This is a genomic window from Pseudomonas arabinosi (assembly GCF_047758675.1).
Lineage (GTDB): Bacteria > Pseudomonadota > Gammaproteobacteria > Pseudomonadales > Pseudomonadaceae > Aquipseudomonas > Aquipseudomonas arabinosi.
On the sequence record NZ_CP180480.1, the window covers coordinates 5,063,422 to 5,080,108 of the forward strand.

The following is a 16,687-nucleotide window of genomic DNA, read 5'->3' on the forward strand; positions in this document are numbered from 1 at the left end:
TGAGGGGGGTCTGTGGCGAGGGGATTTATCCCCGTTGGGTTGCGAAGCAGCCCCAAAACCATTCAACCCGGTGCCATCAGGTAAATCGCACCGACCGACTTTTACGACTGCTCCGCAGCCCTACGGGGATAAATCCCCTCGCCACAGGTAACCTCATCGCATCAAGTCGCCGGGCGGATTGCCTTGATCAACGACTGCAACGAGTACCCCAACCGCGGCGCCAACCCTTCGGCGCGGGCGATCAAGCCGTCCAAGTCCAGTTCCTGATCCAGCTCCGAAGGCACGAGCAGAATCACATTGCCCTCCTTCACCGGCAGTTCCCAGTAATGCCGGTGATAGAGCCCGCGAAACAATGCGGCACCCAACGGTTTGCCGTCGTCGGTGGCCCACTGATTGATCACTAGCCAGCCACCCGGGTTCAGGCGTTTTTGACAGTTTTCCAGGAAATTCCACGCCAGATGCCCGACACCCGGCCCGACATCGGTATAGAGGTCGACGAAAATCAGGTCCGCCGGCTCAGCGGTATCGAGCAGTTCCAGCGCATCGCCCACCCGGATATACAGCCGCGGATCGTCATCCAGCCCAAGGTATTCAATGGCCAGGCGCGGTACGTCGGGGCGCAGTTCGATGGCTTCGACGTCTTCCAGCGGCAGAAACTTGAGGCATGCCTGGGTCAGCGTGCCAGCACCGAGACCGAGGAACAGCGCGCTTTCCGGCTGCTCGTGGCACAACGCGCCAATCAGCATCGCCCGGGTGTAATCGTATTCGAGCCAGCTCGGGTCAGCCGTGAACACGCAACTCTGCTCGATGGCATCACCGAACTCGAGAAAACGGTAATCAGCCACTTCCAGCACGCGAATCACGCCGAACTCATCCTGTACCTCGGCGAGCAGATGCTCGACGCGCTCCTCAGTCATTTCGTCTCCTGATCGTCACCGGGCCCGGTAACGCAATAAAACCGCAGGGTGGCGCGGCAAAAGCGCGATTGTCCGCGAAGCGACGGGAACAGGTCACGCACTAATTGCTGATAACATGACCGTCCGAGCGTAAAACACTAGAGACCGTGATGAGCCAACCCTGGAGCCCTGACAGCTGGCGCGCCCTGCCGATCCAGCAACAACCCCATTACCCCGACGCAGCGCATTTGCTGCACGTCGAGCAAACGCTGGCCAGTTATCCGCCGCTGGTGTTTGCCGGTGAAGCCCGGGAGTTGCGCCGTCAGTTTGCCGAAGTGACCCAGGGCCGCGCGTTTCTGCTGCAGGGCGGCGACTGCGCCGAAAGCTTCGCCGAGTTCTCCGCCGCGAAAATTCGCGACACCTTTAAAGTCCTGCTGCAAATGGCCATCGTCATGACCTTCGCTGCCGGTTGCCCGGTGGTCAAGGTCGGGCGCATGGCCGGGCAGTTCGCCAAACCGCGTTCGGCCAACGATGAAACCATCGACGGCGTGACCCTGCCGGCTTACCGTGGCGACATCGTCAACGGCATCGGTTTCGACGAAAAAAGTCGCGTGCCGGACCCGGAGCGCTTGCTCCAGTCCTACCACCAGTCCACCGCGACCCTGAACCTGTTGCGCGCCTTCGCCCAGGGCGGTTTTGCCGACCTGCATCAGGTGCACAAGTGGAACCTGGACTTCATCGCCAACTCGGCGCTGGCCGAGAAGTACAGCCACCTGGCCGATCGCATCGATGAGACCCTCGCGTTCATGCGCGCCTGCGGCATGGACAGCTCGCCGCAACTACGCGAAACCAGTTTCTTCACCGCCCACGAAGCGCTGCTGCTGAACTACGAAGAAGCCTTCGTACGTCGCGACAGCCTGACCAACGATTACTACGATTGCTCGGCGCACATGCTGTGGATCGGCGACCGCACCCGTCAGCTCGACGGTGCTCACGTCGAGTTCCTGCGTGGCGTGAACAATCCGATCGGGGTGAAAGTCGGCCCGAGCATGAACCCCGAAGACCTGATTCGCCTGATCGATGTGCTCAACCCGGACAACGATCCGGGTCGTCTGAACCTGATTGCGCGGATGGGTGCGAACAAGGTCGGCGATCACCTGCCGCAACTGATCCGTGCCGTGCAGCGCGAAGGCAAGCAAGTGCTGTGGAGTTGCGACCCGATGCACGGCAACACCATCAAGGCCAGCAGCGGCTATAAGACCCGCGACTTTGCGCAGATCCTTGGCGAAGTGAAGCAGTTTTTCCAGGTTCACGAAGCGGAAGGCACGTATGCCGGCGGTATCCACATCGAGATGACCGGGCAGAATGTCACCGAGTGCATTGGTGGCGCGCGGCCGATTACCGAAGACGGGTTGTCGGACCGGTATCACACCCATTGCGACCCGCGGATGAATGCCGATCAGTCGCTGGAGTTGGCGTTTTTGATTGCTGAAACCCTGAAGCAAGTCCGGCGTTAAATCGCGGCGCTCCCTTCGCGAGCAAGCCCGCTCCCACATTAGACCGCGTCCGTTTGGACAGCTCGGTCAACTGTGGGAGCGGGCTTGCTCCGGGCGGCGTTCCGACGAAGGCGCCAGCTCAGTCACTATCAATCTGTGCCAATGCCACCCGCAACCGCGCCGCACTCGCCCGCGGGCAATTCAATTGAACCCGCTCAAGCCCCAGCCAATCCGCCATTCGCCGCAGATTGACCGCCAACGCCAGCATCCCCTCCTCATCCAGCCCCGGCTCTTCCTCATGCACAGCGTGCACCGCCAACCTGCCCAACGCCCGCTCGGCGCGTAGATCCACTCGCGCGGCAATCCGTTCATTGTGTAAAAACGGCAACACGTAATAGCCGTAGACCCGCTTGTCCTGCGGCGTATAAATCTCCAGCCGATAGCGGAAATCGAACAGACGCTCGGTGCGACTGCGCTCCCAGATCAGTGAGTCGAAGGGTGAAAGCAAAGCGCTAGATTCAACCTTGCGCGGCACTTTCGGCTCCGGCAGACAAAAAGCCGGCTGCCGCCAGCCCTGGACTTCACAGCTCAGCAACTCACCCGCCTCCACCAGTTCCGCCAAACGCGGCCGGGCATCACCGGGACTCAGGCGAAAATAATCCCGCAGGTCCTTTTCTGTTCCGACGCCCAACGCTGTCGCGGCATGCAGCAACAACCCGCGCTGGGCCTCGGCTTCACTCAGCAGCGGCTGCGCAAGAATCGCCGAAGGAATCACCCGCTCCGGCAGATCATAAAGCCGCTCGAACCCGCGCCGCCCGGCCACGGTCACTTCACCGGCGGCGAACAACCATTCCAGCGCATGCTTTTCCGCGCTCCAGTCCCACCAGGGCCCTGCCCGTTCCTGACGGGTCGACAGGCTTCCGGCACCCAGCGCGCCCAGCTCCTCAACCGAGGCCAGCACCCGGCGAATCGTGTCCTGCCGCTCACGCCCGAAACGTGCCAGTTGCTGGTAGATATCTTCACCACGCGTCGCGCGCAGCATGCGCCAGCGCATCAACGGGTACATCGACAAGGGCAGCAACGAGGCTTCATGCCCCCAATACTTGAAGAGCGTGCGCCGCCGGCCCGAACTCCAGGCAGCCTGGTCGAGCAAGTCGGATGAGTAATTGCCGAGGCGGGAAAACAAGGGAAGGTAGTGCGAACGCACCAACGCATTGACCGAATCGATCTGCAGAATGCCCAGCCGCTCGATCAGACGATTGAGCTGAACCGGTTTGATCGCCGCTGGCGGCTGCCGCCCGTTGAACCCTTGGGCGGCCAGCGCCAGACGCCGAGCCTGTTTGATGGAAAAGGACAGTGTTGCGTGCATGAGCATCTCCTTGTCTGCTCGCAACCTACCTCACCGGGAGACGGTTTGTGTAGTTGTGTAGGACTCATTTGTGCATCGGGTCATCCCAGAATGGACGGATGGTTTCGTGCTCGACATCCGCACGACTGAGCCCGATGTCCTTCAACGCTTCATCACTCATACCCGCCAACATTTCACGTTCACGGTGCAGTTCGTACCAGCGATTGAATTTGTGCAGCAAATCAGAGATCAAGTGCACCGAGTGTTTTTCTACGTCGACATAACCTTTTTGACCTTTCATCTTGTTGCCCTCCGTTTGGATGGCTCAAGTGTCGCGCCGGGGCTAAGATCAATCCAACGAATGTTTCTTATGTAATACATCTCGGAGATTGATGAATGTCTGCCTACCCGAGTATCGACACCGAAGTGCTGCGCACCTTTGTCGCCATCGCCGACCAGGGCGGCTTTACCCGCGCTGGCGAGTTGGTCAACCGCACTCAATCCGCCGTGAGCATGCAGATGAAGCGGCTGGAAGAGGATGTGGTGCAGCGTCAATTGTTCCAGCGCGACGGGCGGCAGGTGCGGCTGACGGCCGAGGGCCAGGTGTTGCTCGGCTATGCCCGGCGCATCCTCAAGCTGCACAGTGAGGTGTTCAATACGCTGCGCGAACCGCACATGGTCGGCATGGTGCGCATTGGCACGCCCGACGATTACGTGATGCGTTTTTTGCCGGGGATTTTGCGGCGATTTGCCCAGTCGTATCCGCTGATCCAGATTGAGGTGCATTGCGAATCATCAAAACAATTGCTGCTGCGCCAGGACCTGGACTTGACCATCGTCACCCGCGAACCGGGCAACGAAATCGGCCAGTTACTGCGCAAGGAGCATTTTGTCTGGGCCGAGGCGCAATGTTTCAGCGCCCATGAGCAAACACCGCTGCCACTGGCGATGTTCAACAGTGATTGCTTCTGCAGGCTGTGGGCCTGCAATGCGCTGGACGCCATGGGTCGCGATTACCGCGTGGCGTACAACAGCGACAGCCTGTCGGCGATCATGGCGGTGGTCAGCGCCGGACTGGCCGTCACTGCGCAACTCGAAAGCCTGATCACGCCCGACATGCGCATTCTCGGTGAAGCTGAAGACCTGCCGATTCTGCCCGAGGCCAGCATCATGCTGGTGCGCAATCTGCACAACCCGTCGCCGATCACCGAGTGCCTGGCCGAACACATCGTCGAAGGCTTCAAACTTTAAGGGCGAGCATCACCGCACAGAACACCAGAAAGCCACAGAACAACCCGCGCAGCAGTCGCTCCGGCAGTGCGTGGGCGATCCGCACGCCCCAACTGATGCTCATCAGGCCGCCGACCGCCAAGGGCAGGCCGATCATCCAGTCCACCTGATGGTGCACCGCGTAAGTCACCAGCGTGACGCCAGTACTCGGCAACGCCAGCGCCAGTGACAACCCCTGCGCAACCACCTGACTGGTGCCGAACAGGCTGGTCAGCACCGGCGTTGCCACCACCGCCCCGCCCACGCCAAATAACCCGCCCATGGTGCCGGAGGCGGCGCCGAGTACGCCCAGCCATGGCCATGAGTAATTCATCTGCGCAGATGCCGGCGCGTTGGCGCAGAACATTCGCACCAGGTTGTAGACCGACAGGGCAATCAGGAACGCGACAAATCCGACGCGCATGGTTTGCGCATCAATGCCCACCGCCCAGATCGAACCGATCCAGGCGAAACAGAACCCCATCGAAGCCAATGGCAGCGCGTGGCGCAATTCAATCCGGTTGCGCTGGTGATAACGCCACAGCGCCAGCATCACGTTGGGCACCACCATCACCAGCGCCGTGCCTTGGGCGATCTGCTGATCGAGGCCGAACAACACGCCCAGCAGCGGGATCGCGATCAAACCGCCGCCAATGCCGAACAACCCACCGAGGGTTCCGAGGGCGGCGCCAAACACCAGGTACATCAAAAACTCAATCACAGGCGATTTTCCCTTCACGTCAGGCTATCCATCCTACGCAGTCGACGCTGGCGGGGAAACGCACAGCAACGCACAATGGCTGTGCCAACTTCGCACAAGCGCTGACAACACCATGAACCCCAATCAATTGACCGAACAACTGGGTCTGTTCCTCGACGTGCTGGAAACCGGCAGTTTTTCCGCCGCGTCCCGTCGCCACCCGCTGACCCCTTCGGCGGTGGCCCGGCGCATCGACAGCCTGGAAAACGCCGTCGGCAGCCAGTTGTTCATTCGCAGCACCCACGCCGTGCGCGCTACCTCGGCGGGTTTGGCGTTTGCCGAGCGCGCGCGGCGGATCGTGGCTGAACTGCGGCTGGCTCGGGCTGAGGCGGTATCCTTGAGCAGCGCACCGGAAGGCTTGATTCGGATCGATGCACCGGCAGCATTCGGGCGGCGACATCTGGCGCCGGTGATTGCCGACTTTCTAATGCTCTACCCCGGCCTCGATGTGCAACTGCACTTGATCGACAGTTTCGTCGACATGCAGGGTTTGAATTTGGGCAAGGTCGATCTGGTGCTGCGCGCCGGGCAAATGGCCGATACCCGGCTGGTGGCCACGCCGCTGGCGAGCATGGTGCGCATTGCCTGTGCCAGCCCGGAGTATTTGCAACGGCGTGGTGTGCCGACCGATCCGGCGCAGCTGATTGAACACGACGGGCTCGACTGGGATGGCCTGGCCCCGCCGTTCGCCTGGCGTTTCGAGCGGGACGGGCAGATGCACTTGCACCGCCCGGCGCGCATCCGCATGAGTGCCAACAATGCCGAGGCTTTGGTCTGTGGCGCATTGGCCGGGCTGGGTATCGCGCACTTGCCAACCTGGTTGACCAGCGAATACCTGTTACGCGGTGAACTGCTTCCGCTGTTCTGCGAACACGGCCTGCCACCACCGGAAACGACCGGCATTTATGCCTTGCGCCTTGAGCAACAACCCAATCCCCGCAGCCGCTTATTGCTGGAATACCTGAAAACCCGCTTCAGCCCGATCCCGCCGTGGGATCTGGCGCTGCAAAGTACCCTCGACCGGCACTAGGCTAGAATTGTCTGGTGCATTAAAGATTCGCCCGCTAGATTTATGACGATCACTGATCAAGGCTTCGAAATGACCACCGAGCGCAACACCCCGGATAACTACGAAGAGCTGCTGCTGGACAACCAGATCTGCTTTGCCCTGCATTCCACTTCGCTGCTGATGACCAAGGTCTACAAGCCGCTCTTGCAAGCACTGGGCCTGACCTATCCGCAATACCTGGCGATGATGGTGTTGTGGGAACAGGACGGTTTGACCGTAGGCGAAATCAGCACGCGCCTGTTGACCGATCCTGGCTCATTGACGCCGTTGCTCAAGCGCCTGGAAGTCGAAGGTTTACTTAGCCGCACCCGCAGCCGTGAAGACGAGCGGGTGGTGATTGTCGAACTCACCGAACAGGGTCGTGCATTGCGGGAGCGGGCGCGCGGTATTCCCCAGTGCATCCTCGGCGCCAGCGGGATGACGCTGGAGAGATTGCAGAAGCTGCAAGCGGAACTGCAAACGCTGCGCAGCAATCTGCAAGACAGCCTCTGATATTCAAATCAACCTAGATACCCTGTGGGAGCGAGCCTGCTCGCGATAGCGGTCTTACATTCAAACATTGATGTCGACTGATACACCGCTATCGCGAGCAGGCTCGCTCCCACATTGGTTTTGGGGTGCCCCTTCCAGCCACGTTCGCCCCTCTCCGAAAAAATTTTCAGTCCTGAAAATCCCACCTCGAACGCTCTAGTTCAGCCCTCCTCATCGTCGGCCCCAATCCTGACCAAAACTTTTTCAAAAATTTATCTTGCGCGCAAAATATTAGCGAGCTACATTCATCTCGCACTTACTTAGCGCGCAAACATTTAGCGCAAAACACCCAATTCCGAATGAGGCTCACACCATGCAAACTCTCTACACCGCTATCGCAACCTCCACTGGCGGCCGTGACGGTCGTGCGGTTTCCAGCGACAACATTCTCGACGTCAAACTCGCCACCCCAAAAGAACTCGGTGGTGCCGGCGGCGCAGCGACCAACCCTGAGCAACTGTTCGCAGCCGGCTACTCCGCCTGCTTCATCGGCGCGCTGAAATTCGTCGCCAGCCAAACCAAGCGCAAAATCCCGGACGACGCCTCGATCACCGCCCATGTCGGCATCGGCCAGATCCCTGGTGGTTTCGGCCTGGACATCGACCTGCACGTCAGCTTGCCGGGTCTTGAACACGCCGATGCGCAAAGCCTGGTCGATGCTGCACACCAGGTCTGCCCGTACTCCAACGCCACCCGTGGCAACGTCGATGTACGCCTGCACGTTACCGTCTAACCGCTGATTCCCAGGCCCGAACCAGGAAACGAACATGCGCACTTTCAGTAAAGTCTTGACCGGCACCCTTCTCGCCTTGTCCATCCACAGCGCGTTTGCAGGTGAGGGTGTTGAACACAACACTCAGGCGTTCCTCGACGTTCTGAATGCCGGCACCGGCAAACCGATGGAACAACTCACGCCTAAAGAAGCCCGCGCCGTGCTGATCGGCGCGCAGGCCGGGGTGAAACTGACGCTGCCAAAAGCCGATGTCAGCGAGAAGACCATTCAAGTCGACGGCCAACCGCTCAACCTGACCATCGTCCGGCCGGCCGGAGCCAAAGGACCGCTGCCGGTGTTCATGTTCTTCCACGGTGGCGGCTGGGTGTTAGGGGATTTCCCGACCCACGAGCGTCTGGTTCGGGACTTGGTTACCGGTTCGGGGGCGGCGGCGGTGTTCGTCAATTACACCCCGTCACCGGAAGCGCATTACCCGGTGGCGATCAACCAGGCTTACGCCGCAACCCAATGGGTGGCCGAGCACGGTAAAGAGATCAACGTCGACGGCAAACGTCTGGCCGTGGCCGGCAACAGCGTCGGCGGCAACATGGCGGCCGTGGTTGCGCTCATGGCCAAAGACAAAGGCACGCCAGCGATCAGGTTCCAGGTGCTACTGTGGCCGGTGACTGACGCCAGCTTCGAGACGGCGTCCTACAACCAGTTTGCCGAGGGGCACTTCCTCACCAAAAACATGATGAAGTGGTTCTGGGACAACTACACCACCGACGCCAAACAGCGTAACGAGATCTACGCCTCGCCGCTGCGGGCGACCACTGCGCAACTCAAGGGCCTGCCACCTGCCTTGGTGCAAACCGCCGGCGTCGACGTGTTGCGTGATGAAGGCGAAGCCTACGCCCGCAAACTCGACGAGGCTGGCGTGCCGGTCACGGCTGTGCGCTACAACGGCATGATCCACGACTACGGTTTGCTGAATGTGGTGAGCCAGGTGCCTGCGGTGCGTTCGGCGATGTTGCAAGCCTCTGAAGAACTGAAGCAACACCTGAAATAAAGCAAAAGATCGCAGCCTCGTTCCACTCGACAGCTCCTACATGGGTTTTGTATTCCCCTGTAGGAGCTGTCGAGTGGAACGAGGCTGCGATCTTTTGATCTTGATCTTCGGCCACAAAAAAGCCCGACTCAATGGTCGGGCTTTTTCATTCCTGAAGCAGTGCTTATTTAGCACGGCCTTTGTAGGAACCGCCTTCGCGGGTGTCGATCTCGATCTTGTCACCGATTTCGATGAAGTCAGCAACTTGCAGCTCAGTACCGTTGCTCAGCTTGGCAGGCTTCATCACCTTGCCGGAAGTGTCGCCGCGAGCCGAACCTTCGGTGTAGTCAACTACGCGCACGATGGTGGTCGGCAGTTCTACGGAAACCAGACGCTCTTCGAAGAAGATCGCTTCGCAAACATCGGTCATGCCTTCTTCAACGAAAGGCAGAACGGCTTCGATGTCTTCAGCGTTCAGCTCGTACATGGTGTAGTCAGTGGTGTCCATGAACGTGTAGGTGTCGCCGCTGATGAAGGACAGGGTCGCTTCTTTGCGGTCGAGGATTACGTCGTCCAGCTTGTCGTCGGCGCTGTAAACGATCTCGGTCTTGTAACCGGTCAGCAGGTTTTTCAGCTTGGTCTTCATGATTGCGCTGTTACGACCAGACTTGGTGAATTCAGCTTTCTGAACCAGCCAAGGATCGTTTTCGAGACGGATCACGGTACCGGGTTTCAGTTCTTTACCAGTTTTCATTGCGAATATCCGAATTTGGATGGGATTTACAAAAATCTAGGCCGCGTATCATATCCAATTTACATAAAACTGTACCAGCGCTGCGGCAAGATCTGCCTGCAAAGCCTGTTCCAGACACCACGCTTCGGCGTGTTTTTGCAGTTCTGGCCAGTGTTTTCGGGTCGATTGCCAGTGCCCGGTCATATTGTCACCCGCATTCCACGCGCGCCAAAGACCGCTGATCGCCTCGCGGGCAGGCTCGGACAGGCCTTTGGTGTACAGCGCGAGGAAGGCGTCGAGCTTGTCCAGATGGATGTCTTCGTCCTGCTGATAGATGTGCCAGAGCAGCGGCCGGCCCGCCCATTGGGCGCGGACAAAGGAATCTTCACCGCGCACGGCATTGAAATCGCAGCACCAGAGCAGGTGATCGTATTGATCCTGTCGGACGAACGGCAGCACTTGCACGGTCAGTTCACCGCGCACATGCAGCGCGCCGGCCACCAGGCCATCCACACTGAGCCAACGCTCAACATCCCCAAGAATCCTGCCTTCGGGCACCAGCAGATGAGTGGGCGTCGAATCGGCAGCCATTGCGTCGAGCCAACTGGCCAGCCCGTTATTTTCGTAGGCAAACAGCGAGACCAACTGCGCATCTTGCGCGCGATCAATCCCTAAACTTTGCAGGAATTCTCGCTGAGCCTCGGGGTTTTGCTGAAACTGCTGACGACGCTCCAGCAATCCGCTTTCACGCAGCAAGCCTCCGGTGCCCTTCTGAAACCCCGGGAAGAAGAAGAATTTTTGTACGCTCTTGTATTTCACCGACGGCAAGCCGTGGCAGCCGACGATCCAGTCCTCGGCACTCAGATAGTCGAGATTCATCCACAGCGGCGGTTTTTCCCGCTCGGCCATGGCCTCCATGTAAGCACTCGGCAATTGGCAGGCGAACGCGGCGATCACCACATCAGCGGCTTCAGTGGGCTGCCAGTCGGCCATCCACTGGCGCACTTCGACGCCCTGCTGCCATTGCTGTGAGGCGTTGATGTCGATTTCCGGGCACAAGCGCTCGAAGGCCCGAAGATCATCGACCCACAAACGCACCGTCACCGAATGTTCGGCCACCAGTTGTCGGGCCAGACGCCAGGTCACGCCGATGTCGCCAAAGTTGTCGACCACCGCGCAGAAAATATCCCAGCGGGCTTTCATATCAGGCATTCCAGGCTCCCGTTGGCAAAGGCGCCGATTGTCCTCATAAATTACCCCGTGCAGAAGAGCCGACGGCGATTAATCTTCATGCGACAATCGCCACTCGCCCGCGACCACCCGCCAGGAGGCAGCCATGCCCTATCGTCCCAACCCGCGCCGCCCGTTGCCGATCCAGCTCAACGCCTTGCAACTGACCGGCAGCATTGCCCTGGGTGTGTGGCTGGGGTTTATCGCGATCGCGCTGACGTGCTGGCTTGCCTCCCGACTGTTCAGCGAGCAGCTGGCGCCCGTGGCAGAGGCCGTGCAGCAACTGGCCAAACCACCGGTGGTGGTGCAACCGGTGCCGGATATTCCGCCGCAAAGCCCGTTGTTCGAACAGTACGAAGAGAACCTGCGTAAAAACGAGCAGCAGCAACGAATGGATCAGGCCCGCAGCACCGGCCGCAATCTGTCCAACCCGAAATGCCAGTTCTGGCTGCAACAGGACCAGACTGCGCCGAACGAAAAAAGCCGCGCCAACGTCCTGCAATTCTGCGATTGATCAAGAAGCTCTCTATGCACAAGCCGACCGTCCACCAACTGATTCTCGACAAGCTGCGGATCGACCTCGACATCGCCGAGCGTGCCGCACAAACCGCTTACGAAACCGCGACCCACGAAGAAAACATCGCCGAGAACAAGTACGACACGCTGGGGTTGGAGGCGTCTTATCTGGCAGCCGGGCAAGCCAGACGGGTGGAGGAAATCAGGCAGTCACTGATGCTTTGCCAGAACCTGACACTGCGGCCTTACGACGATCAGCGCGGTATTGAAGTCGGTGCCCTGCTCGGTCTGGAAGACGAAAAGGGTCGTGAGCAATGGTTGTTCCTGGCCCCCGACGCGGCGGGTTTGAAGGTCGACCTGGTGGGGCAATGGATTACCGTCATCACCCCTCGCTCACCGCTGGGCAAGAGTCTGCTGGGCAAGTTCGAAGGGGACGAGGTGGAGATTCTGGTGGCGGGTGCTCGGCAACAGTTTTCTGTTACCGAGGTGGTATAGAAAGGGAGATTAATGCACCGGCAGTTCGACGCCGTCGAACAGCTCTTCCAGTTCCTGCTTGTTGTGGCACTGGATGGCCTTGGCCATGACTTCGCGGGTCAGGTGCGGGGCGAACTTCTCGATGAAGTCGCACATGAAGCCACGCAGGAACGTGCCGCGACGGAAACCGATTTTAGTAATGCTGGATTCGAACAAGTCGCTGGCATCGAGCATGACCAGGTCGCTATCGAGTTTGGCATCGACCGCCATTTTCGCCACGATGCCTACGCCCAGGCCCAGGCGAACGTACGTCTTGATCACGTCGGCGTCGGCGGCGGTGAACACCACTTTCGGTGTCAGGCCGCGATGGCTGAACGCTTCGTCGAGTTTCGAACGGCCGGTGAAACCGAACACGTACGTCACGATCGGGTATTCGGCCAGGGCTTCGAGGGTCAACTTCGACAGCTTGGTCAGCGGGTGGCCCTGAGGCACGACCACGCAGCGGTTCCAGCGATAGCACGGCATCATCACCAGATCACCGAACAGTTCCAGCGCTTCGGTGGCGATAGCGAAATCCACGGTGCCGTCAGCGGCCATTTCAGCGATCTGCATCGGCGAACCCTGGTGCATGTGCAGGGCCACGTCCGGGTATTGCTTGATGAAATTGCTGATCACCGGTGGCAACGCATAACGCGCCTGGGTGTGCGTGGTGGCGATCGACAGGGTGCCTTTCTTCTCGTTGGAGAATTCCTGGGCGATCTGCTTGATGCTTTCAACTTTGCGCAGGATCTCGCCGGCGGTGGTGATAATTCGCTCGCCGGCCGGAGTGACACGGGTCAGGTGCTTGCCGCTGCGAGCGAAAACCTCAACCCCCAATTCGTCTTCCAGCAGACGGATCTGCTTACTGATGCCCGGTTGCGACGTGTAAAGGCTTTGGGCTGTAGCGGAAACGTTGAGGTCGTGGTGCGCCACTTCCCAGATGTAGCGCAATTGTTGAAGCTTCATATGAATCCCTCAAAGCAGGTAGACGCCACGGGCATCAGCGACGGTATATAACTATATTAATGGTTTGAAGAATAAATCTAGAACTTTTTTGTCAAACTGACACTATTCGTGTTCTGGTGTCCTGCCTCGTGAATACGTTCCTCTTTTGACGAGTGGCTGTTGCTGCCAGGCAAGGCGCCGCGACGAGTCATAGCCCGCTATGGCGAGGAGCGGCAACGCAGCATGGCAGAAACAGACGCCGTCAAAAGAGGAACCGTATTTGCGAGGCAGGACACTATCGATCCCCTTGGCGACGACGCTCCACCAAGGGCACCAGATAGACCGGCACCCGAGACAGTTGCAGCACCCGCGCCGCAGTCCGGCCCAAAGGCGTTTCCGCGCCAGCACCATGGCTATGACTACCTACGATCAACAAATCCACGGAGAGTTTCTGCGCCTGGTCGAGAATCACCTGCGACGGATCGCCCTGAAGCACCCGTACTGCTTTGATCCGCTCCAGGTCCTGCGACCCGTCATCCCCCAATTCTTCACGAAAGCTGTCGAGTACCCGCTGCTCGATATTGGCAATCACCGTGTTCAAGCCTTGGCTGTGAAACTCATTCAACGCCTGCTCATCGAGATAACTCTGAAGCACCGACTCGGCAAACAGCCCCATCGGTTCAACGGCGTGCACCACGTAGAGATCGGCATTGAATGTTCGCGCCAGCGCCAAGGCATGCTGCATCACCAAAGGTGCGTACAGGCCGAGGTCAGTGGCATACAGCATCGAATGAATCATATGACCTCCTTGAGTGCCAACATGGCGGAGATTGATTCAGCTTAGCAGTGCCTTGGCGAGTGCGACGTTTCGCGTAACGCGTTGAACCGTGGGCTTAAACCTTTTGCTCGTTGCTTATGCCGTGCGGCACGTGGCCGGTGGCGACCACCTCGCGGGCCAACTCGCAATGACCGGCCTGATCGTCGAAAAACACGTCGGCGGCAAAGGCTTCAAGAAACGCCGACTTGGTCAGGCCGCCGAGAAACAGCGACTCGTCCAGACGAATGTCCCATTCGCGCAAGGTACGGATCACTCGCTCATGGGCGGGCGCGGATCGCGCGGTCACCAGCGCGGTGCGGATCGGACAGGCGTCTTCCGGGAACTCGCGCTGCAACAGATTGAGGGCGGCGAGGAAGCCTTTGAACGGCCCACCGCGCAATGGCTCGCGGGCGGCTTCACGCTCGCTGGCCTGAAACGCTTCCAGACCACCGGACTGATAGACGCGCTCCGATTCGTCGGAAAACAGCACCGCGTCACCATCGAAGGCAATGCGCAATTCATCACTGGCCGCACGGCTGGCGCCACCCGACAGAATGGTCGCTGCGGCGAATCCGGCATCCAGTGCACTGCGCACGTCTTCAGCATGCGTCGAGAGAAACAGGTCGCAGCCAAACGCCTTCAGGTACGGATAAGGACTGCGTCCGCCAACAAACGCCGCGCGGGAAATCGCCAGGCCATAGTGGTGGATCGAATTGAATACCCGCAGACCGGTGTCGGCACTGTTGCGCGACACCAGGATCACCTCGACCCTGGCGCGGCCAAGGCTGGAATTGAGGTTGAGGAGTTTCTGCACCAACGGGAATGCATCACCGGGCTCGAGGATTTCGTCTTCGTGTTCGATCTGATATTGCCGATAGGCTTCGACGCCGCTCGACTCATAAACCTTATGGCTTTCGCTCAGGTCGAACAGCGCACGCGAAGAAATCGCCAGCACCAGTTTGTCGTCGATAGTCTTTGCCATGCCCTTCCCCCTCAGGATGATCGACTCAGGTGTTACGTCGATCGATAAAACTCAAACTGCGATACAAGGCTTCGATTCGCGGCAACTCGCACCCTGCGGCCTTGGCTGCCGCCAGTGGCCGGGCGTAAATCGCATCCAGCTCAAGTGGTCGTTTGTGCAGAAAATCGTGGTACATGCTCGGCCAATAGTCCGGCATTTTCTCGGTCACCATGAACAGGTGATCGGCATAACCGGCCGGTACGTCGTGACCGCAGGCGATTGCTCCCTGAACCACTTCAGCCATCAGAGCCTTGACCAGCTCCCGACTGTCGGCATCAGCCATCAACGGCGTGGTGCTTGCCCCGAGCAGCACCGACAGACCGTTGTAGGGGATATTCCAGACCAGTTTTTGCCAGCGCGCCTGATGCAGGTTCGCCATGGCCTGGGAGTCGATGCCGGCGGCGCGGAACAGCCCGGCGCCCTCCTCGACAATCGCCATGCGCGCCTGCTCATCGGTCGCCGGGCCACTGTGATAGCCAACATTCACCGCGCCGAGCGCCTGATGGGTGATGACGCAGGGGCCGTCACGATGAACGCAGATATAGCAGAGCCCACCGAGCACGTGCAGCGAATCGGGGAGCAACGCTCGCAGACTGACTTCAACGTCCAGGCCATTTTGTAGCAACAACACTTTGGCATTCGGTGCCGCGGCTTGAATGATCGTCGGTGCCAGCTGCGCGTTACTGGTGGTTTTCGCGCCCACCAACAACCAGTCACAGGGCGGCATGTCTTCGGCATTCGAATAGGCCTGAACCGGATTCAACGTCAGCGCGCCATGCGTCGCACTGTCGAGCTGCAACCCGCGCTCGGCCACCGCAGAGAATTCACTGCGCAACAGAAAATGCACATCGAAGCCGGCACGCGCCAGCATCAACCCGTAGAAACCGCCGATCGCACCGGTTCCGATAATACCGATTGTCGGTTTGGTCACTGCCCCCATCATGGCAACTCCTCTGCAATTCGACTCAACGCCTGACCCACGGCTGCATTGAGCTCGGTGCGGGTCAGACGCGATTTTAGTGCCCCGAAGAATTCACCGTCGCGCACCACAAACAGCGCCGGCAAATAAAAAACCTGATAACGCTCGACCACCCCGCCATTGTTCCCGGCATCGATCCAGCACAGCCGATCGACGTCCAGATCGAGTCGTGGCAATTGCTCACGGGCAAAACGGCAACTGGCGCAGCCGACGCTGGTGAAAATAACCAGCGATACACCGCTCATCGCCAGCAGCCGTTGGTCGGCGTCGAAATCAGTCAGTTCCAATTCGACCACTATACTGGGTGGAACAATGTCAGATGGCCGACACATGGAGTCCGTGTTCATGGGACGTTTTATTCCTCACCCTGACGATGTGCCCGTCGAATTAACGTTGCTCAAACCTGAGTGTATTTCACGGCAACAGCTGCACACTATCAGCCTCGGGGGCATGGCTTGCAATTATCACCGGGCGTGGCGCCACGGTACGGCGCTGGAAGTGCGCATGCCGACCTTGAGCCCCGACATGCGTTTTCTGGGCTATGTAGCCTGGTGCCTGCGACGCAAGCGCGGCTATCTGGTAGGCATTGCCTTTGTTGACGAACAGATGATGTTCAGTGCCCGGATGGGCGAGCAGGTGTGTCAGATCGAACATTATTGCCGCCTGCATGACGCACATGACGGTCTACAGGAAACTCAGGCACTGGCCCTCGAATGGGTCCAGGAGCATGCCGACGAGTTCTCTCACGAGACGGTTCGCAAGGCATTTGCACAGGTTGTACTGGATTAAACCGGTGTCTGCCCA

The 16,687-nt window shown here is 59.3% G+C and carries 20 protein-coding genes; 9 read left to right on the plus strand and 11 right to left on the minus strand.

Annotation, left to right across the window (positions count from 1 at the left end):
* Positions 1 to 161: 161 nt before the first annotated feature.
* Positions 162 to 917 carry a spermidine synthase gene (locus ACMXYJ_RS23625; protein ID WP_415757146.1) on the minus strand — a complete coding sequence of 252 codons (756 nt, stop codon included), beginning with the start codon at positions 915 to 917 and terminating at the stop codon, positions 162 to 164.
* A 149-nt stretch (positions 918 to 1,066) separates the two neighbouring features.
* On the opposite strand from ACMXYJ_RS23625, the gene ACMXYJ_RS23630 reads away from it, so the two are divergent.
* Entirely contained in the window at positions 1,067 to 2,413 is a 1,347-nt protein-coding gene (locus ACMXYJ_RS23630; RefSeq protein WP_076027974.1) for a class II 3-deoxy-7-phosphoheptulonate synthase, read from the plus strand.
* A 118-nt stretch (positions 2,414 to 2,531) separates the two neighbouring features.
* Here ACMXYJ_RS23630 and ACMXYJ_RS23635 read toward each other — a convergent pair whose 3' ends face one another.
* Together ACMXYJ_RS23635 and ACMXYJ_RS23640 are read right to left on the minus strand one after the other, a co-directional pair.
* A complete protein-coding gene (locus tag ACMXYJ_RS23635) occupies positions 2,532 to 3,761 on the minus strand; it encodes a winged helix-turn-helix domain-containing protein (RefSeq protein ID WP_415757147.1) in 1,230 nt (409 codons plus the stop codon).
* A gap of 64 nt (positions 3,762 to 3,825) precedes the next feature.
* Complete coding sequence (locus ACMXYJ_RS23640; protein ID WP_008146193.1) at positions 3,826 to 4,041, minus strand: DUF1127 domain-containing protein; 216 nt, start codon at positions 4,039 to 4,041, stop codon at positions 3,826 to 3,828.
* A 95-nt stretch (positions 4,042 to 4,136) separates the two neighbouring features.
* Between ACMXYJ_RS23640 and ACMXYJ_RS23645 the strand changes: the two genes are divergently transcribed.
* Positions 4,137 to 4,991 (plus strand): LysR substrate-binding domain-containing protein, encoded by an 855-nt coding sequence (locus ACMXYJ_RS23645; protein ID WP_415757148.1) that lies wholly within the window; start codon positions 4,137 to 4,139, stop codon positions 4,989 to 4,991.
* On the opposite strand, the gene ACMXYJ_RS23650 is transcribed toward ACMXYJ_RS23645, so the two are convergent.
* Positions 4,981 to 5,730: a sulfite exporter TauE/SafE family protein gene (locus tag ACMXYJ_RS23650; protein WP_415757149.1), complete on the minus strand. Its 750-nt coding sequence runs from the start codon at positions 5,728 to 5,730 to the stop codon at positions 4,981 to 4,983. The two genes, ACMXYJ_RS23645 and ACMXYJ_RS23650, sit on opposite strands and share 11 nt — an antisense overlap.
* A 112-nt stretch (positions 5,731 to 5,842) precedes the next feature.
* Here ACMXYJ_RS23650 and ACMXYJ_RS23655 point away from each other — a divergent pair, with 112 nt between their 5' ends.
* The 4 genes from ACMXYJ_RS23655 (at position 5,843) to ACMXYJ_RS23670 (ending at position 9,150) form a co-directional block, all read left to right on the plus strand.
* Positions 5,843 to 6,799, plus strand: a complete 957-nt coding sequence (locus tag ACMXYJ_RS23655) for a LysR family transcriptional regulator (protein ID WP_415757150.1) — start codon at positions 5,843 to 5,845, stop codon at positions 6,797 to 6,799.
* A gap of 69 nt (positions 6,800 to 6,868) precedes the next feature.
* On the plus strand, positions 6,869 to 7,330 hold the full coding sequence (locus ACMXYJ_RS23660; RefSeq protein ID WP_415760796.1) for a MarR family winged helix-turn-helix transcriptional regulator: 462 nt from the start codon (positions 6,869 to 6,871) through the stop codon (positions 7,328 to 7,330).
* A gap of 352 nt (positions 7,331 to 7,682) precedes the next feature.
* Positions 7,683 to 8,102, plus strand: a complete 420-nt coding sequence (locus tag ACMXYJ_RS23665; RefSeq protein ID WP_415757151.1) for an organic hydroperoxide resistance protein — start codon at positions 7,683 to 7,685, stop codon at positions 8,100 to 8,102.
* Between the two features lie 34 nt (positions 8,103 to 8,136).
* The gene (locus ACMXYJ_RS23670) at positions 8,137 to 9,150 is read left to right on the plus strand and encodes an alpha/beta hydrolase fold domain-containing protein (RefSeq protein ID WP_415757152.1); all 1,014 of its coding nucleotides are present in this window, start codon (positions 8,137 to 8,139) and stop codon (positions 9,148 to 9,150) included.
* A 163-nt stretch (positions 9,151 to 9,313) separates the two neighbouring features.
* Here the strand turns inward: ACMXYJ_RS23670 and ACMXYJ_RS23675 are convergent, their stop codons facing one another.
* Together ACMXYJ_RS23675 and earP are read right to left on the minus strand one after the other, a co-directional pair.
* Entirely contained in the window at positions 9,314 to 9,883 is a 570-nt protein-coding gene (locus ACMXYJ_RS23675; RefSeq protein WP_028619992.1) for an elongation factor P, read from the minus strand.
* Positions 9,884 to 9,931: 48 nt separating this feature from the next.
* The gene (gene earP, locus ACMXYJ_RS23680) at positions 9,932 to 11,074 is read right to left on the minus strand and encodes an elongation factor P maturation arginine rhamnosyltransferase EarP (RefSeq protein ID WP_415757153.1); all 1,143 of its coding nucleotides are present in this window, start codon (positions 11,072 to 11,074) and stop codon (positions 9,932 to 9,934) included.
* A 124-nt stretch (positions 11,075 to 11,198) separates the two neighbouring features.
* Here earP and ACMXYJ_RS23685 point away from each other — a divergent pair, with 124 nt between their 5' ends.
* Positions 11,199 to 11,606: a hypothetical protein gene (locus ACMXYJ_RS23685; RefSeq protein WP_415757154.1), complete on the plus strand. Its 408-nt coding sequence runs from the start codon at positions 11,199 to 11,201 to the stop codon at positions 11,604 to 11,606.
* 14 nt (positions 11,607 to 11,620) lie between these two features.
* The gene (locus ACMXYJ_RS23690; RefSeq protein WP_415757155.1) at positions 11,621 to 12,103 is read left to right on the plus strand and encodes a GreA/GreB family elongation factor; all 483 of its coding nucleotides are present in this window, start codon (positions 11,621 to 11,623) and stop codon (positions 12,101 to 12,103) included.
* Between the two features lie 9 nt (positions 12,104 to 12,112).
* On the opposite strand, the gene cysB is transcribed toward ACMXYJ_RS23690, so the two are convergent.
* The 5 genes from cysB to ACMXYJ_RS23715 form a co-directional block, all read right to left on the minus strand.
* Complete coding sequence (gene cysB, locus ACMXYJ_RS23695) at positions 12,113 to 13,087, minus strand: HTH-type transcriptional regulator CysB (protein ID WP_008148549.1); 975 nt, start codon at positions 13,085 to 13,087, stop codon at positions 12,113 to 12,115.
* A gap of 274 nt (positions 13,088 to 13,361) precedes the next feature.
* Positions 13,362 to 13,865 carry a universal stress protein gene (locus ACMXYJ_RS23700; RefSeq protein WP_415757156.1) on the minus strand — a complete coding sequence of 168 codons (504 nt, stop codon included), beginning with the start codon at positions 13,863 to 13,865 and terminating at the stop codon, positions 13,362 to 13,364.
* A 94-nt stretch (positions 13,866 to 13,959) separates the two neighbouring features.
* Positions 13,960 to 14,865, minus strand: a complete 906-nt coding sequence (locus ACMXYJ_RS23705; RefSeq protein ID WP_415757157.1) for a 5'-nucleotidase — start codon at positions 14,863 to 14,865, stop codon at positions 13,960 to 13,962.
* A 25-nt stretch (positions 14,866 to 14,890) separates the two neighbouring features.
* Positions 14,891 to 15,847 (minus strand): putative 2-dehydropantoate 2-reductase, encoded by a 957-nt coding sequence (locus tag ACMXYJ_RS23710; protein WP_415757158.1) that lies wholly within the window; start codon positions 15,845 to 15,847, stop codon positions 14,891 to 14,893.
* Entirely contained in the window at positions 15,844 to 16,230 is a 387-nt protein-coding gene (locus ACMXYJ_RS23715) for a thioredoxin family protein (protein ID WP_348123829.1), read from the minus strand. The genes ACMXYJ_RS23710 and ACMXYJ_RS23715 overlap by 4 nt, the downstream gene beginning before the upstream one ends.
* On the opposite strand from ACMXYJ_RS23715, the gene ACMXYJ_RS23720 reads away from it, so the two are divergent.
* Complete coding sequence (locus ACMXYJ_RS23720; protein WP_415757159.1) at positions 16,229 to 16,672, plus strand: PilZ domain-containing protein; 444 nt, start codon at positions 16,229 to 16,231, stop codon at positions 16,670 to 16,672. The two genes, ACMXYJ_RS23715 and ACMXYJ_RS23720, sit on opposite strands and share 2 nt — an antisense overlap.
* Positions 16,673 to 16,687: the final 15 nt, after the last annotated feature.

Coding starts and splice junctions, on each gene's coding strand:
- ACMXYJ_RS23700 (WP_415757156.1), bottom strand. CDS start 13,865: ATGATTCATTCGATGCTGTATGCCACTGACCTCGGCCTGTACGCACCT.
- ACMXYJ_RS23670 (WP_415757152.1), top strand. CDS start 8,137: ATGCGCACTTTCAGTAAAGTCTTGACCGGCACCCTTCTCGCCTTGTCC.
- ACMXYJ_RS23715 (WP_348123829.1), bottom strand. CDS start 16,230: ATGAACACGGACTCCATGTGTCGGCCATCTGACATTGTTCCACCCAGT.
- ACMXYJ_RS23645 (WP_415757148.1), top strand. CDS start 4,137: ATGTCTGCCTACCCGAGTATCGACACCGAAGTGCTGCGCACCTTTGTC.
- ACMXYJ_RS23655 (WP_415757150.1), top strand. CDS start 5,843: ATGAACCCCAATCAATTGACCGAACAACTGGGTCTGTTCCTCGACGTG.
- ACMXYJ_RS23705 (WP_415757157.1), bottom strand. CDS start 14,865: ATGGCAAAGACTATCGACGACAAACTGGTGCTGGCGATTTCTTCGCGT.
- ACMXYJ_RS23675 (WP_028619992.1), bottom strand. CDS start 9,883: ATGAAAACTGGTAAAGAACTGAAACCCGGTACCGTGATCCGTCTCGAA.
- ACMXYJ_RS23665 (WP_415757151.1), top strand. CDS start 7,683: ATGCAAACTCTCTACACCGCTATCGCAACCTCCACTGGCGGCCGTGAC.
- cysB (WP_008148549.1), bottom strand. CDS start 13,087: ATGAAGCTTCAACAATTGCGCTACATCTGGGAAGTGGCGCACCACGAC.
- ACMXYJ_RS23635 (WP_415757147.1), bottom strand. CDS start 3,761: ATGCACGCAACACTGTCCTTTTCCATCAAACAGGCTCGGCGTCTGGCG.
- earP (WP_415757153.1), bottom strand. CDS start 11,074: ATGCCTGATATGAAAGCCCGCTGGGATATTTTCTGCGCGGTGGTCGAC.
- ACMXYJ_RS23625 (WP_415757146.1), bottom strand. CDS start 917: ATGACTGAGGAGCGCGTCGAGCATCTGCTCGCCGAGGTACAGGATGAG.
- ACMXYJ_RS23690 (WP_415757155.1), top strand. CDS start 11,621: ATGCACAAGCCGACCGTCCACCAACTGATTCTCGACAAGCTGCGGATC.
- ACMXYJ_RS23660 (WP_415760796.1), top strand. CDS start 6,869: ATGACCACCGAGCGCAACACCCCGGATAACTACGAAGAGCTGCTGCTG.
- ACMXYJ_RS23720 (WP_415757159.1), top strand. CDS start 16,229: ATGGGACGTTTTATTCCTCACCCTGACGATGTGCCCGTCGAATTAACG.
- ACMXYJ_RS23630 (WP_076027974.1), top strand. CDS start 1,067: ATGAGCCAACCCTGGAGCCCTGACAGCTGGCGCGCCCTGCCGATCCAG.
- ACMXYJ_RS23685 (WP_415757154.1), top strand. CDS start 11,199: ATGCCCTATCGTCCCAACCCGCGCCGCCCGTTGCCGATCCAGCTCAAC.
- ACMXYJ_RS23710 (WP_415757158.1), bottom strand. CDS start 15,847: ATGATGGGGGCAGTGACCAAACCGACAATCGGTATTATCGGAACCGGT.
- ACMXYJ_RS23640 (WP_008146193.1), bottom strand. CDS start 4,041: ATGAAAGGTCAAAAAGGTTATGTCGACGTAGAAAAACACTCGGTGCAC.